Origin of the sequence: Bradyrhizobium sp. AZCC 1578, assembly GCF_036924675.1 — a bacterium.
Classification (GTDB): Bacteria; Pseudomonadota; Alphaproteobacteria; order Rhizobiales; family Xanthobacteraceae; genus Bradyrhizobium.
In genome coordinates, this window is record NZ_JAZHRZ010000001.1 from 1,303,802 (window position 1) to 1,317,868 (window position 14,067).

A 14,067-nucleotide genomic window follows, 5' to 3' on the forward strand; every position below is an offset into this window, starting at 1 on the left:
AAAGCCACCGGGTCGCGCGAATGTGCGCCCAGCGACGAGGCAAGGGTGCTCGCGGAGTGATGACAGGCTCTGTGCCCACCATTCAGGACAACGGTGCGGGACGGATGGTGGGCACGGCGCTAGCGCGCCTTCGCCCACCCTACCATTTTTTCCAGCCGCTCCAGCTCGGTCGCCAGATCCCGCTCGACATCGGCAACCCGCATCTCGATCACGCGGTAATCCCGTGCCTCCAGCCACGCCTTCCGCCCGGCGCGGTCGGCGACAATTGTTTCCGTCTCGTTCGGGTTGACCAGTTCGATCGCGAGGCGATGCACGAAGGAAACGAAGTCCGGAATGTGGCGCCCGACCGGGGTCTGGCGCTTGAACTGGCCGGCGAAGCGGCGGTCGCGGGTCAAGGCCTGCCATAAGATCCGCTCGGCATCGGTCGGGTTGCGCCGAAGCAGCCGTGCCAGGCCGCGCACGGTAGAGCTGTCGCCAGGCACCGCCGGCCCCTGCCCGTGCTCGGCCAACAGCGCCCGCAGCCGTGTCGCCTGTTCGCCGTCCAGCACGCCGCCCTTGGCCGGTCCCTTGCGTCCCTCCGCGATCGCCATCACCACCCCGTGCAAAGTGTGCATGTCCTGCTTGGTCGGATCCATCCGGGTGAAAATGTTGCGCAGGTTGACCAGCATGGTTTCGCGCTTCTCGCGCGGGCGGAGGAATTCAACCTTGTCGAGTTCCCGAACCAGATTGTCGAAGAAGGCCTGCATCTGGTGCTGCGAGGCCGGCTCGGAGCGTTCCGGCATCGCGAACGGCAGGGTGCCGCCGGTCGACAGCTTGAACCACTCGTAGCCGATCAGCAGCACCGCCTGCGCCAGATTGAGCGAAGCAAAGCCGGGATTGACCGGAAAGGTGATGATCCGGTTGGCGAGCGCGACCTCCTCGTTCTGCAGGCCGTACCGCTCGCGGCCGAACAGGATGCCGGCCCCGCCGCCACTTCCGACATGAGCCACGATCTCGGCCGCCGCTTGCGCCGGCGCGACCACCGGCTTGGCCTGGTCATGCGCGCGGGCGGTGGTCGCGAACAGCAGTGTGAGATCGGCGACCGCCTCCTCCACGGTGTCGAACAACTGCGCCTGTTCCAAAATCTGGTCCGCGCCGGCCGCCGCCCGTTGCGCCGCGATGTTCGGCCAGCCGTCGCGCGGATTGACGATCCGCAGGCGCGACAGCGCAAAATTGCCCATCGCCCGCGCGGCCATGCCGATATTCTCGCCGAGTTGCGGCTCGACGAGGATCACAATGGGTCCAGCTAAGTCCAACCCAGACTTGGTTTTATCGGTGCCCGAACCGGACATTTTGACTTCACTTTCTGATTCAACTTCTGAAGATTTCGGATCGGCGTGCAGAGCGCCTGATCAAAACCTCATGGTTGGCCGCTTTTCACCAAAGCGGCCAGAATTCTCAAGCAAAATAACGAGGTTAGTACGATCGTTTGGCACTCGGTCAAAGCTTCAAAACTCGGTCAAAGCTTCAAAAGCGACTCCTTGCGGTGGAGTACGCTCAAGTTGCCAAATCAGGACGTACCTCTTAATTTTCTTAAATGTCGAGCGAGTACAACAAGGACCAGTCGCTGGAGAACTGGCAGCGCGTTCGCGCGGTGTTGAACGAGCATTGGGATCCCCTCGGCGTCGCGGACCAAGTGGATGATGAATACGACCATTATGTCGGCGCGATTTGCCTCATGCTAGCTAACCAGCAGGTGTCTGAGGATACGGTCAACCACCACCTTTACGTAATCGCGACGGATCAAATGAGCCTAAGGCCCCATCCGAAGTTGGTGGAAGCGTGCGAAAAAGCTGGTGCTATTCTTGTCCGGTTACCACCTCAGTTCCCAACGCATTGACCTCATCCCCGAGGTGCTGGATTTCACGCCTGGACCTCAGATGGCGGACTAGAGGACGGTCAGGACACATAGATGGGGTACTTGGCGGCGGACTGGGTCCAGCCTGCCCGGCTCCCTGATCTGCGGCCTGTTCGTGACCTGGTACGTGGTGGCCGGGACGGCGACGCAGGCGGCGTTCTGATCTAAAGGATGGGCTGAAAGTGCATAACGGCTCGGCTTCCGCCGGCCGATTTGCGGTGCTATAGCCCCGCCTATAATCACCCAACCCGCCCCAAATGCGCGGTTTTCCGAGAAAAGGCCCCCTCCATCATGGCAAAAATCAAGGTGACCAACCCCGTCGTCGAACTCGATGGCGACGAGATGACCCGGATCATCTGGCAGTACATCAAGGACAAGCTGATCACCCCGTTCCTCGATGTCGAACTGCTCTATTTTGACCTCGGAATGGAGTACCGCGACCAGACCAACGACCAAGTCACGATCGACGCCGCCAACGCCATCAAGAAGGTCGGCGTCGGCGTCAAATGCGCCACCATCACCCCTGATGAAGCCCGGGTGAAGGAATTCGGCCTGAAGGAGATGTGGAAGTCGCCGAACGGCACCATCCGCAACATCCTGGGCGGCGTGATCTTCCGCGAGCCGATCATCTGCAAGAACGTGCCGCGCCTGGTTCCCGGCTGGACCAAGCCGATCATCATCGGCCGCCACGCCTATGGCGACCAGTACCGCGCCACCGACATCAAGTTCCCGGGCAAGGGCACGCTGTCGATGAAATTCGTCGGCGAGGACGGCACCGTCATCGAGAAGGAAGTGTTCAAGACCCCGGGCGCCGGCGTCGCGATGGAAATGTACAATCTCGACGATTCTATCATCGATTTCGCCCGCGCCTCCTTCAACTACGGCCTGCTGCGCGGCTACCCGGTCTACCTCTCGACCAAGAACACGATTCTCAAGGTCTATGACGGCCGCTTCAAGGACATCTTCCAGGACATCTACGACCGCGAGTTCAAGAAGGAATTCGAGGCCAAGCGCCTCACCTACGAACACCGCCTGATCGACGACATGGTCGCCTCCGCGCTGAAATGGTCCGGCGGCTACGTCTGGGCCTGCAAGAACTACGATGGCGACGTGCAGTCGGATACGGTCGCGCAGGGCTACGGCTCGCTCGGCCTGATGACCTCGGTGCTGCTGACGCCCGACGGCAAGACGGTGGAAGCCGAAGCCGCGCACGGCACGGTGACCCGGCACTACCGCGAGCATCAGAAGGGCAAGGAGACCTCGACCAATTCGATCGCGTCTATCTTCGCCTGGACCCGTGGCCTCGCCCACCGCGCCAAGCTCGACAACAACCCGCAGCTCGCAAAATTCGCCGACACGCTGGAAAAGGTCTGCGTTGCGACCGTCGAGGAAGGCTACATGACCAAGGACCTCGCGCTGCTGGTCGGCGCCGACCAGCGCTGGCTGTCCACGACCGGTTTCCTCGACAAGGTTGCTGCGAATCTCGAGAAGGCGATGGCGGCATAATCGGCTGACGATGGTGTTGGTCCTTCGGGGCCAACACCATGGATTTGCGATGCCGATTGTCCGAAACACCGCTCTCGCTCTGCTTTTGTCATCGGCGACGCTTTTGAGCGTGCATGCCCAGACACCTCTTCCCGACGCCGTCGCGGCGTCGGGAGAAAAAACCGTGCTCACCCTCCACGCCGAGGGCGCGCAGGTCTACGAATGCAAGGCCGCCGCCGACGGCAAGCTCGCCTGGGCATTCCGAGAGCCGATCGCGACGCTGCTGCTCGACGGCAAGACCGTCGGCCGGCACTACGCCGGTCCGAACTGGGAGCACATCGATTCCAGCGCCGTCGTCGGCAAGGCCGCGGGCAACGCCCCCGGCGCGACGCCGGACGATATTCCCTGGCTGAAGCTGGAAGTGACGTCCGGCCGCGGCACCGGCATTCTCTCCGGCGTCACCACGGTGCAGCGGATCAACACCTCGGGCGGCAAGCTCGAAGGCGCCTGCGACAAGGCCGGCAGCTATCGCAACGTGCCCTACTCCGCGGACTACGTGTTTCTGCGGAAAGGCTGAACGATTCTCCGCCGTAGCCCGCGTAGACCTTTCCACGTCATTGCGAGCGAAGCGAAGCAATCCATTTCGCCACAAGCGGAGACATGGATTGCTTCGTCGCTAGCGCTCCTCGCGATGACGGGGCACGACCAAGCCCGCGGCCATTGCCTGCTAGCCCATCGCCACCTTGTCGCCGCGGTGCTCGCGTTGGTCGAGCCACATCGTGCCGAGCGCGAACGCCAGCCAGCCGAAATTGTAGACAAGGCCAATTATCAGAACGACCCAGCCGGGAATTGGTCCGACTGCGGCGCGATCGACAAATTCCGCCAAGGTTGACGCGGGCGCCGGATGGATTGCGATCTTGCCGTAATAGGCAATCACCTGGACGGCGAGAATCCAGACGTAGTTGCGACGCAGCCGCCGCCCCGCCGCGCGGACAAATGAAATGTGGTGGCGGGGCGCGGTGTAGTCGTGGCCGAGTATCACCTGCCAGCTATCGTCGCGGGCTTCACCGGTGAATATCGGCGCGTAGAAATTCGTCTCCATCCATCGAGCTCGGGCGCGCCAGACATTGAAGTAGCGATAACGTCGCGCCTCCATGCCGAGAAACACGGCAATGAGCAGGCCTACGAGCAGGAGCGGCAGGGGTGAAGCTTCCGGGCTCGAAAAGGTCGTCGACAGGGCGATACCCATTGTGACAATCGCCCAGTTGGTCGTGTTGTCGAGCCGCGTTCTCCAGATTGTCGAACGGTAGACTTCGCCCCGGTAGAGATGAGCGATGGCGCCCATTTCGGCAGAATTGAAGCTGTGTTGGCGCTGTGTTTCGCTGGAAGCCGTAACAGACATGGCGGGACTCCGGTTGTCCGAACCGCGGATCACCGGCGTTGACCGGGAGCGTCCACATCATCAACGCCGATGAACCTATCCGGAATTGTGACGTCGCAACTATGCTCGCCCCGAGGCCGAATTGCCAGCAACAGGTCGAGCAATAGAACGGTGCACCGCAGTATCGCGACCTAGCGTCCGCATTGGGTTGCGTGCGTGACTACAATGACGACGACATCGCGCAACCCGACAGGGCGCTGCTCACGGCGCAACTTCCCACTTGTGCTCGTCTACCTCAGCGGAGAGAAACTATCGTAGTCCCGGCCATGCCAAGTACACGCGCGGCCCCGGTGGACAGGTCTATGCATCGTCCCTTCACGAACGGACCACGGTCATTTATCCGGACGGTGACGCTTCGTCCGGTGGAATGTGAGGTGACTGTGACGTTAGAGCCGAATGGTCTGGCGCGATGCGCTGCGGTCATCGCATTTGGATTCATCCGCTCTCCCGATGCGGTTCGGCCGCCGCCGTAGCCATAGCGCGAAGCAATGCAGGTTTCGGCAAATACAGGCGCAGACAGACAGCTAAGCGCCAAGGCGGCGCATACCGGGCGGATCATCGTCAGCCTTCCAGGACCGAAGCTCAATGGGCCAACTGCCAACTTTTCGCGGGCCTCTGAGTTCCAGCAAGCGCGTCAGAATGACGAAAGCGGCACAGCATCGTTGCGGTAACAGGATCGTCTAAGCGCGTGATGCGCCCGGACAATCGGCGCCCTACCGCTTGGCCCCGAGATACGTCGTCCAGACGGCGCTGGCTAAGGTCTGTGATGTTTTGCGAGCGCATGCCTTTTCGACTTCGGCAACGATCGAAGACACACTGATTCTCGGCTGTGTTTGGCCACTCGCCGCAGCAACGTAATTGAGTCCCGTCCAGAAACCGTGAATCCAGACCGTCCCCTCCAACAGATGCTCTTCCGTAGACCGCCAGTGAGCGCAACTCATGCTCCCTGCTCCGATCATGTCGACTGAAACCTTGGCATCCTGCGCTGACGCTGTGCAGACCGACGCGCCGAGGACGATCGACGCAAATAGAGATGGCCTTATCATCCACCAGGTCATGCTGGCACCTCTCGCTCGAACGCCCAAAGTCGGCTGTCGCGTAAGTCCAGCGATCGGGTTGGCTACCGGAATGCCGCTACCAACGATGCCCGCAAGGTCCCGGCACCATCGAGGGTTCGATCAACGTGGATTCCTGCAGCATCACCAGGAATTAGGCTGCAGCGTGACAAATGCAGATGGCGTTAGCCCATTCTGCTGTTCCGCTTGTAGGCGGGATGGCTGGCGCCTGCTCAGCAAGTTGATCCATCATCAGCCATTGCATCGCAGCGACTGCGTTGGCGATCGCGGCCAAGGCGCCTATGATTGCACGCCTCGGCTTGCCCCTAAGCTCCCGCCATCGCCTGCTCGATCGCCGAGAGCGCCGCATTAGCCTTGGCGCCATCGGGCCCGCCGGCCTGCGCCATGTCGGGCCGGCCGCCGCCGCCCTTGCCGCCGAGCGCTTCCGAGCCCTTGCGCACCAGTTCGACCGCATTGAATCGCGCGGTGAGATCGGCGGTGACGCCAACGACGATGCCGGCTTTGCCGTCCTCGGTGACGCCGACGATCGCGACGACGCCGGAGCCGATCTGCTTCTTGCCGTCGTCGACCAGGCTCTTCAGATCCTTGGTCTCGACGCCCTCGACCGCGCGCGCCAGCAGCTTGACGCCGCCGGCTTCGCGCACGCCGCCCGCTGCCGCGCCGTTGCCGGCGCCGCCGCCCATCGCGAGCTTCTTGCGCGCATCCGAAAGATCGCGCTCGAGCTTCTTGCGCTCTTCCATCAGCGCCGCGATGCGCGAGGGCATGTCGTCGACACTGGTGCGCAGCTCGAACGCCGCCGTCTTCGCAATCGCCATCGTATCGTTGGCGTGCTTGCGCGCATGACGCCCGGTCAACGCCTCGATGCGCCGTACCCCTGAGGCCACCGCGCTTTCGCCGGTCACCGAGATCAGGCCGATGTCGCCGGTACGGCGCACATGGGTGCCGCCGCATAGTTCGACCGACCAGCCGAGCGTGTTCTGGCCGTGGGCGCGGGCCTGCTTGCCCATCGACACCACGCGGACCTCGTCGCCGTATTTCTCGCCGAACAGGGCGCGCGCGCCGGCCTCGCGAGCGTCATCCACCGCCATGATGCGGGTGGTGACCTCGTCATTCTCCAGCACAACCTCGTTGGCGATGTCCTCGACGCGGGCAAGTTCTTCCGCCGTGATCGGCTTTGGATGCACGAAGTCGAAGCGCAGACGATCGGGCGCCACCAGCGAGCCGCGCTGGGCGATGTGATCGCCGAGCACCTGGCGCAGCGCCTCGTGCAGCAGGTGCGTCGCCGAATGATGGGCGCGGATTGACGACCGGCGCGCATGATCGACCTCGAGCTGCAGCGCGGTGCCTACCTTCAGCGTGCCCTCCTCCACCGTGCCCAGATGCACGAACAGATCGCCCGCCTTCTTCTGCGTGTCGGTAACGTGGAACTTGACGCCCTCGCCTGTCAGCAGGCCGATGTCGCCGACCTGGCCGCCGGACTCCGCATAGAACGGCGTCTGGTTCAGCACGATCGCGCCGGTCTCGCCCGGCTTCAGGCTGTCGGCATCCTTGCCGTCCTTGACCAGCGCGGTCACCACGCCCTCGGCGCTTTCAGTGTCGTAGCCGAGGAATTCGGTGGCGCCGAGCTTTTCGCGCAAGGGGAACCAGATGGCCTCGCTGGCAGTATCGCCCGAGCCGGCCCACGATGCGCGCGCCTTCTCGCGCTGCCGCTCCATGGCGTCAGAAAACGCCGCCTGATCGACGCTGATGCCGCGCGACTTCAGCGCGTCCTGCGTCAGGTCGAGCGGGAAGCCGTAGGTGTCGTACAGCGTGAACGCGGTGTCGCCGTCGAACATGTCGCCCTTCTTCAGGCCGGCGCTCTTCTCGTCGAGGATCGCAAGGCCCCGCTCCAGCGTCTTGCGGAAGCGGGTCTCTTCCAGCCGCAGCGTTTCCTCGATCAGCGTTTCGGCGCGCACCAGATCCGGATAGGCCTGGCCCATCTCGCGCACCAGCGCCCACACCAGACGATGCATCAGCGGCTCGCGCGCGCCGAGGAGCTGCGCGTGGCGCATCGCGCGGCGCATGATCCGGCGCAGCACATAGCCGCGGCCCTCATTCGACGGTAGCACGCCGTCGGCCACGAGGAAGGCTGAAGAGCGCAGGTGATCCGCGATGACCCGGAACGACGCGACGTTCTTCTCATCCGGTCCATGCCCGAGCGCCGAAGCGGCGGCGTCGATCAAGTGACGGAAAAGATCGGTCTCGAAGACGCTGTCGACGCCCTGCAGGATGCAGGCCATGCGCTCCAGCCCCATGCCGGTGTCGATCGAGGGGCGCGGCAGCGCGACCCGCTCGTCCTTCGTCACCTGCTCGAATTGCATGAAAACCAGGTTCCAGAATTCAAGGAAGCGATCGCCGTCCTCTTCCGGGCTGCCCGGAGGCCCGCCCCAGATATGCTCGCCGCGGTCGATGAATATCTCGGAGCACGGACCGCACGGGCCGGTATCTCCCATCGCCCAGAAATTGTCCGAAGTCGCGATCCGGATGATGCGGTCGTCCGAGAAGCCGGCGATGTTCTTCCAGTGGCGCGCCGCCTCCTCGTCGTCGTGGTAGACGGTGACGAGCAGCTTGTCCTTCTTCAGCCCGAACTCCTTTGTGATCAGGTTCCAGGCGAGCTCGATCGCACGCTCCTTGAAATAGTCGCCGAACGAGAAATTGCCGAGCATCTCAAAGAATGTGAGATGCCGCGCGGTGTAACCGACATTGTCGAGGTCGTTGTGCTTGCCGCCGGCGCGCACGCATTTTTGCGAGGTGGTAGCGCACTGGTAGCCACGCTTCTCGACGCCGGTGAAGACGTTCTTGAACTGCACCATGCCGGCATTGGTGAACATCAAGGTCGGGTCGTTACGTGGCACGAGCGGCGACGACGGCACGATCTCGTGGCCGTTCTCCGCAAAGAAGTCCAAAAATTTCGACCTGATCTCGTTGACGCCGCTCATGTTCATCCAATCGGAAAAAAGGCCGGGTCAGGCTACAACCAGCCTTTAACCTTCCGGCGGAACGCTTTTAGACAAGGCGGCCTGCGGTGTCCAGAAACTGTGCAAGCGGATCATAGGCTTGCCGCAGCACACAAGATGGCGCGCAAGTCCCGTTGATAATGCTGCGGCTGCGTTGACAGGCTTGGCAGGGCTGTGTTTCCCTCTTATCTGTAAGACGTCACGTCGGGAGAGATCGGCTTAAGCGCCGGCGCCGAAGGAGCAACCGCCCCGGAAACTCTCAGGCAAACGGACCGCGTGACGAAATAGCATCTGGAAAGAGACGCCGGGCGGCATGCGCCCAGGGCGTCCGCCGACGGGATAATACTCTCAGGCACAGCGACAGATGGGGCTTTCTTTGGGTTTTTGGAGACTGGTCTCCGGAACCCATGAGGGCCTTGATGATGCTGGCAAGCGACAAATCCCCCCTCAGACGCACCCCGTTGCACGGGCTCCATGTGGCGCGCGGCGGCAAGATGGTTCCGTTCGCAGGCTATGAGATGCCGGTGCAATTCCCGGCCGGGGTCCTGAAGGAACATCTGCATACGCGAAGCGCCGCCGGCCTGTTCGACGTCTCGCATATGGGCCAGCTCGCGCTGCGGGCGAAATCCGGCAAGGTGGAGGACGCGGCGCTGGCGCTGGAGCGGCTGGTGCCGCAGGACATCTTGGCTGTTGCGCCGGGTCGGCAGCGCTACGCCCAGTTCACCAATAGCGACGGCGGCATTCTCGACGACCTGATGGTGGCGAATTTCGGCGACCACCTGTTTCTGGTCGTCAACGCCGCCTGCAAGGCCGAGGACGAAGCGCATCTGCGCGCGCATCTCTCCGATACCTGCGTCATCGATTCGCTGCCGGACCGCGCGCTGATCGCGCTGCAGGGACCGAAGGCGGAATCAGCGCTGGCGAAACTTTGTGCAGACGTGACTGCAATGCGGTTCATGGATACCGGGCCGCGCAAGGTGGCGGGCTTCGACTGCTTCGTCTCCCGCTCCGGCTATACCGGCGAGGACGGTTTTGAGATTTCGGTGCCGGCCGAACAGGCCGAGGCGCTGGTGACGCTACTCCTGGACAATCCGGACGTGCAGCCGATCGGATTGGGCGCGCGCGACAGCCTGCGGCTGGAAGCCGGGCTTTGCCTCTACGGCCACGACCTCGACACCACGACGACGCCGGTCGAAGGCGCGCTGGAATGGTCGGTGCAGAAAAGCCGTCGCAGCGGCGGCGCCCGCGCCGGCGGCTTTCCGGGCGCAGAAAAAATCCTCTCACAGTTTGAAAAAGGCGCATCGCGTCGCCGCGTTGGCTTGCGCGCGCAAGGCCGCGCGCCGGTGCGCGAAGGCGCGCTGCTTTTCGCAGATAGCGCTTCCAGCGAGCAAGTCGGCAAGGTCACCTCGGGCGGCTTCGGCCCGAGCCTCAATGCGCCGGTTGCGATGGGCTATCTGCCGACATCGCTCTCCGCCAACGGGACGTTAGTTTTCGCCGAAGTGCGCGGCCAGCGCCTGCCGCTGCAGGTCGCAGCCATGCCATTCGTTCCCAACACCTACAAACGCTGAACCTGCAAACGCCAAAGGGAAGTTTTCATGACGACGCTGTTCACATCCGACCACGAATGGCTCCGCATCGAGGGCGATGTCGCCACCATCGGCGTCACCGATTATGCGCAATCGCAGCTCGGCGACGTCGTGTTCGTCGAATTGCCGAAAGTCGGCCGCGCCCTGAAGAAAGCCGAAGCCGCCGCCGTCGTGGAGTCGGTGAAAGCCGCTTCCGATGTCTACGCGCCGATCTCGGGCGAAGTGATCGAGGTCAACGAGGCGCTCGCCGCCGAACCCGCGCTGGTGAATTCCGACGCCGGCGGCAAGGCCTGGTTCTTCAAGCTGAAGATCGCAGACAAGAGCGAACTCGGCGGCCTGATGGATGAGGCGGCTTATAAGGCACACACGGCGTGAGGATGATGAAAACGCTGGGCCACCACACACTCCCCGTCATCGCCCGGCCTTGTGCGCAATTGCGCACAGGGCGGACGATGACACCGAATTTGCAAATTCTAGCGAGGCACCCATGAACGCGCCGCTCAAGACCACCGCCGCAGCCGCCACCGATTTCGTGCGCCGGCATATCGGCCCCTCGCCCCGCGACATCAGTGCAATGCTGGAGAGCGTCGGCGCGAACAGCCTCGCCGAGCTGATGAGCCAGACGCTGCCCTCCTCGATCCGGCAGAAGAAGCCGCTCGATCTCGGCCCCGCGTTGAGCGAGACTGAGGCGCTTTCGCATATGCGCGAGCTCGCCGCGCAGAACCAGGTGTTCACCTCGCTGATCGGGCAAGGCTATTCCGGCACCATTTTGCCCACGGTGATCCAGCGCAATGTTTTGGAGAACCCGGCCTGGTACACGGCCTATACGCCGTATCAGCCGGAAATCAGCCAGGGGCGGTTGGAAGCGCTGTTCAACTTCCAGACCATGATCTGCGACCTCACCGGCCTCGATGTGGCCAACGCTTCGCTGCTCGATGAAGGTACTGCCGCAGCCGAAGCGATGGCGCTCGCCGAGCGCGCCTCGCAAGTGAAGACAAAATCGTTCTTCGTCGATGCGGAAGTGCATCCGCAGACGCTTGCGGTGCTGCGCACCCGCGCCGAGCCGCTGGGCTGGAATCTGGTCGTTGGCGATCCTCTCACCGATCTCGAAGGCGCCGATGTGTTCGGTGGCCTGCTGCAATATCCGGGAACGACGGGCGCGGTGCGCGACCTCCGGCCGGCGATCTCGGCGTTGCGTGCGAAGGGCGCGCTCGCCGTCGTCGCGGCCGATCTTCTGGCGCTGACGCTGATCGCCTCGCCCGGCGAGCTTGGCGCTGACATCGCGATTGGATCGGCGCAGCGGTTCGGCGTGCCGATGGGCTATGGCGGCCCGCACGCGGCCTACATGGCGGTGCGCGACGCGCTAAAACGTTCGCTGCCCGGCCGCATCGTCGGGCTGTCGGTGGATTCGCGGGGGCAGCCCGCCTATCGACTGGCGCTGCAGACCCGCGAGCAGCACATCCGCCGCGAAAAGGCCACCTCCAACATCTGCACCGCGCAGGTGCTTCTGGCGGTGATCGCTTCGATGTACGCGGTCTATCACGGTCCCGAAGGGCTGACGCATATCGCGCGCACCGTGCACCGCCGCGCGGCGGCGCTGGCAGCGGGGCTGACAAAACTCGGCTATGCGCCGGCGTCACCGGCGTTCTTCGATACGATCACCGTCGCCGCGGGCGCGAAGCAGAGTGAAATCGTTGCGCGCGCGCTCGCCGAGAAGATCAATCTGCGCATCGGTGACGGCACGCTCGGCATCGCCGTGGACGAAACGACCACGCCTGCGACTGTGGAAGCGGTGTGGCGCGCCTTCGGCGGCAAGCTGTCCTACGCGGATGTCGAGTTGGGCGCGCGCGAAACGCTGCCCGCCGAATTGAAGCGCGACAGCGCCTTCCTTGTCCATCCCGTGTTCCACACCCACCGCTCCGAGACGGAGCTGCTGCGCTACATGCGCAAGCTCTCAGATCGCGACCTCGCGCTCGACCGCGCCATGATCCCGCTCGGCTCCTGCACCATGAAGCTGAACGCGACCACGGAAATGATCCCGCTGACCTGGCCCGAGTTCGGCTCGCTCCATCCGTTCGCCCCGCGCGAACAGGCGGCCGGCTATCACGCGCTGTTTGCGCGGCTGGAAAAATGGCTGTGCGACATCACCGGCTATGACGCGATCTCGCTGCAGCCGAATTCCGGCGCGCAGGGCGAATATGCCGGGCTGCTCGCGATCCGCGCCTATCATGCCGCGCGCGGCGAGCCGCACCGCAAGGTCTGCCTGATCCCCTCTTCCGCGCACGGCACCAATCCGGCGTCTGCCCACATGGCCGGCATGGAAGTGGTGGTGACGGCCTGCGACGCGCGCGGCGATGTCGATGTCGAGGACCTCCGCGCCAAGGCGGAGAAGCATTCGAAGAATCTTGCCGCCGTGATGATCACCTATCCCTCGACGCATGGCGTGTTCGAGGAGCACATCACCGAGATCTGCGACATCGTGCACAGCCATGGCGGCCAGGTCTATCTCGACGGCGCCAACATGAACGCGCAGGTCGGTCTCTCCCGCCCCGGCGATTACGGCGCCGACGTCTCGCATCTCAATCTGCACAAGACCTTCTGCATTCCCCATGGCGGCGGCGGGCCGGGCATGGGCCCGATCGGTGTCAAGGCTCATCTTGCGCCCTATCTGCCAAGTCATCCTTCAAATTGCCACCCCGCAACCGATGGCGCGGTGCCGCATCCCATCGGCCCCGTGTCGGCGGCGCCGTTCGGCTCGGCATCGATCCTGACCATCTCCTACATCTATATCCTGATGATGGGAGGCGAAGGCCTGACGCGCGCCACCGAAATGGCGATCCTCAACGCCAACTACATCGCCAGCCGGCTCGACCCGCATTTCCCGGTGCTCTACAAGAACGCCAAGGGACGCGTCGCGCATGAATGCATCGTCGATCCCCGCCCGCTGAAGACGACGAGCGGCGTCACCGTCGATGACATAGCAAAGCGCCTGATCGACTACGGCTTCCACGCGCCGACCATGAGTTTTCCGGTGCCGGGCACGCTGATGATCGAGCCGACCGAATCGGAATCGAAGGCGGAGCTGGACCGGTTCTGCGACGCGATGATTGCGATCCGAAGCGAGATCACGGAGATCGAGATCGGCCGCTGGAAGGTCGAAGCCTCGCCCTTGCGCCACGCCCCGCACACCGTGCACGACATTGTCGATGATGCATGGAACCGCCCCTACAGCCGCGCCACGGGTTGTTTCCCCGATGGCATCTCGCGCACCGACAAATATTGGAGCCCGGTCGGTCGCGTCGACAACGTCTATGGCGACCGCAATCTGGTGTGCTCATGCCCGCCGGTTGAGGATTACGCGCAAGCGGCGGAGTGAGGCTCATGTCCCGGACGCGGTGCAGCGCGCTAGCGCTGCTCCGCAGAGCCGGGACCCACACACGCGCAAAACGGATAGACCCGGATCAGCAGCGCACTGCGCCGCTCGAGAAGCGTCGCGCTGCGCAGCATCCGGGGAACGCAAAAAACAAAACGGGCACTGAGGACGTCGGCAACTCAACGTCCGCAGCACCCGTCCGTCACGTTTCAG

General features: G+C 63.5%; 10 protein-coding genes and 2 riboswitches. Of the genes, 6 read left to right on the forward strand and 4 right to left on the reverse strand.

The features are described 5' to 3' along the window. Positions 1 to 119 precede the first annotated feature (119 nt). Positions 120 to 1,331 carry a TrmJ/YjtD family RNA methyltransferase gene (locus tag V1290_RS06740; RefSeq protein WP_334363645.1) on the reverse strand — a complete coding sequence of 404 codons (1,212 nt, stop codon included), beginning with the start codon at positions 1,329 to 1,331 and terminating at the stop codon, positions 120 to 122. A gap of 245 nt (positions 1,332 to 1,576) precedes the next feature. Here V1290_RS06740 and V1290_RS06745 point away from each other — a divergent pair, with 245 nt between their 5' ends. From V1290_RS06745 to V1290_RS06755, 3 genes are all read left to right on the forward strand, one after another. Then, a complete protein-coding gene (locus V1290_RS06745) occupies positions 1,577 to 1,879 on the forward strand; it encodes a hypothetical protein (protein ID WP_334363646.1) in 303 nt (100 codons plus the stop codon). A 309-nt stretch (positions 1,880 to 2,188) separates the two neighbouring features. After that, positions 2,189 to 3,403 carry an NADP-dependent isocitrate dehydrogenase gene (locus V1290_RS06750; RefSeq protein WP_334363647.1) on the forward strand — a complete coding sequence of 405 codons (1,215 nt, stop codon included), beginning with the start codon at positions 2,189 to 2,191 and terminating at the stop codon, positions 3,401 to 3,403. A 49-nt stretch (positions 3,404 to 3,452) separates the two neighbouring features. Beyond that, complete coding sequence (locus V1290_RS06755; RefSeq protein WP_334363648.1) at positions 3,453 to 3,959, forward strand: DUF3455 domain-containing protein; 507 nt, start codon at positions 3,453 to 3,455, stop codon at positions 3,957 to 3,959. A gap of 150 nt (positions 3,960 to 4,109) precedes the next feature. Here the strand turns inward: V1290_RS06755 and V1290_RS06760 are convergent, their stop codons facing one another. The 3 genes from V1290_RS06760 to alaS all read right to left on the reverse strand — a co-directional run bounded on the left by V1290_RS06760 (position 4,110) and on the right by alaS (position 8,877). Next, positions 4,110 to 4,784, reverse strand: a complete 675-nt coding sequence (locus V1290_RS06760) for a DUF2270 domain-containing protein (RefSeq protein ID WP_334363649.1) — start codon at positions 4,782 to 4,784, stop codon at positions 4,110 to 4,112. A 274-nt stretch (positions 4,785 to 5,058) separates the two neighbouring features. Beyond that, positions 5,059 to 5,382 carry a septal ring lytic transglycosylase RlpA family protein gene (locus V1290_RS06765; protein WP_334363650.1) on the reverse strand — a complete coding sequence of 108 codons (324 nt, stop codon included), beginning with the start codon at positions 5,380 to 5,382 and terminating at the stop codon, positions 5,059 to 5,061. A gap of 822 nt (positions 5,383 to 6,204) precedes the next feature. Beyond that, positions 6,205 to 8,877 (reverse strand): alanine--tRNA ligase, encoded by a 2,673-nt coding sequence (alaS, locus tag V1290_RS06770; RefSeq protein WP_334363651.1) that lies wholly within the window; start codon positions 8,875 to 8,877, stop codon positions 6,205 to 6,207. 212 nt (positions 8,878 to 9,089) lie between these two features. Continuing rightward, a riboswitch (glycine riboswitch) is annotated at positions 9,090 to 9,180 on the forward strand. Between the two features lie 3 nt (positions 9,181 to 9,183). Then, positions 9,184 to 9,262: riboswitch (glycine riboswitch) on the forward strand. Between the two features lie 55 nt (positions 9,263 to 9,317). Between alaS and gcvT the strand changes: the two genes are divergently transcribed. From gcvT to gcvP, 3 genes are all read left to right on the forward strand, one after another. Further along, positions 9,318 to 10,463: a glycine cleavage system aminomethyltransferase GcvT gene (gcvT, locus tag V1290_RS06775; RefSeq protein ID WP_334368951.1), complete on the forward strand. Its 1,146-nt coding sequence runs from the start codon at positions 9,318 to 9,320 to the stop codon at positions 10,461 to 10,463. 27 nt (positions 10,464 to 10,490) lie between these two features. Continuing rightward, complete coding sequence (gene gcvH, locus V1290_RS06780) at positions 10,491 to 10,856, forward strand: glycine cleavage system protein GcvH (protein WP_065728594.1); 366 nt, start codon at positions 10,491 to 10,493, stop codon at positions 10,854 to 10,856. 112 nt (positions 10,857 to 10,968) lie between these two features. Continuing rightward, a complete protein-coding gene (gene gcvP, locus V1290_RS06785; protein ID WP_334363652.1) occupies positions 10,969 to 13,857 on the forward strand; it encodes an aminomethyl-transferring glycine dehydrogenase in 2,889 nt (962 codons plus the stop codon). Positions 13,858 to 14,067: the final 210 nt, after the last annotated feature.

What these genes read in the sequence shown, in the direction of transcription:
- V1290_RS06760 (WP_334363649.1), bottom strand. Translation starts at nt 4,784, where the DNA reads ATGTCTGTTACGGCTTCCAGCGAAACACAGCGCCAACACAGCTTCAAT.
- V1290_RS06750 (WP_334363647.1), top strand. Translation starts at nt 2,189, where the DNA reads ATGGCAAAAATCAAGGTGACCAACCCCGTCGTCGAACTCGATGGCGAC.
- alaS (WP_334363651.1), bottom strand. Translation starts at nt 8,877, where the DNA reads ATGAGCGGCGTCAACGAGATCAGGTCGAAATTTTTGGACTTCTTTGCG.
- gcvT (WP_334368951.1), top strand. Translation starts at nt 9,318, where the DNA reads ATGCTGGCAAGCGACAAATCCCCCCTCAGACGCACCCCGTTGCACGGG.
- gcvH (WP_065728594.1), top strand. Translation starts at nt 10,491, where the DNA reads ATGACGACGCTGTTCACATCCGACCACGAATGGCTCCGCATCGAGGGC.
- V1290_RS06765 (WP_334363650.1), bottom strand. Translation starts at nt 5,382, where the DNA reads ATGATCCGCCCGGTATGCGCCGCCTTGGCGCTTAGCTGTCTGTCTGCG.
- gcvP (WP_334363652.1), top strand. Translation starts at nt 10,969, where the DNA reads ATGAACGCGCCGCTCAAGACCACCGCCGCAGCCGCCACCGATTTCGTG.
- V1290_RS06745 (WP_334363646.1), top strand. Translation starts at nt 1,577, where the DNA reads ATGTCGAGCGAGTACAACAAGGACCAGTCGCTGGAGAACTGGCAGCGC.
- V1290_RS06740 (WP_334363645.1), bottom strand. Translation starts at nt 1,331, where the DNA reads ATGTCCGGTTCGGGCACCGATAAAACCAAGTCTGGGTTGGACTTAGCT.
- V1290_RS06755 (WP_334363648.1), top strand. Translation starts at nt 3,453, where the DNA reads ATGCCGATTGTCCGAAACACCGCTCTCGCTCTGCTTTTGTCATCGGCG.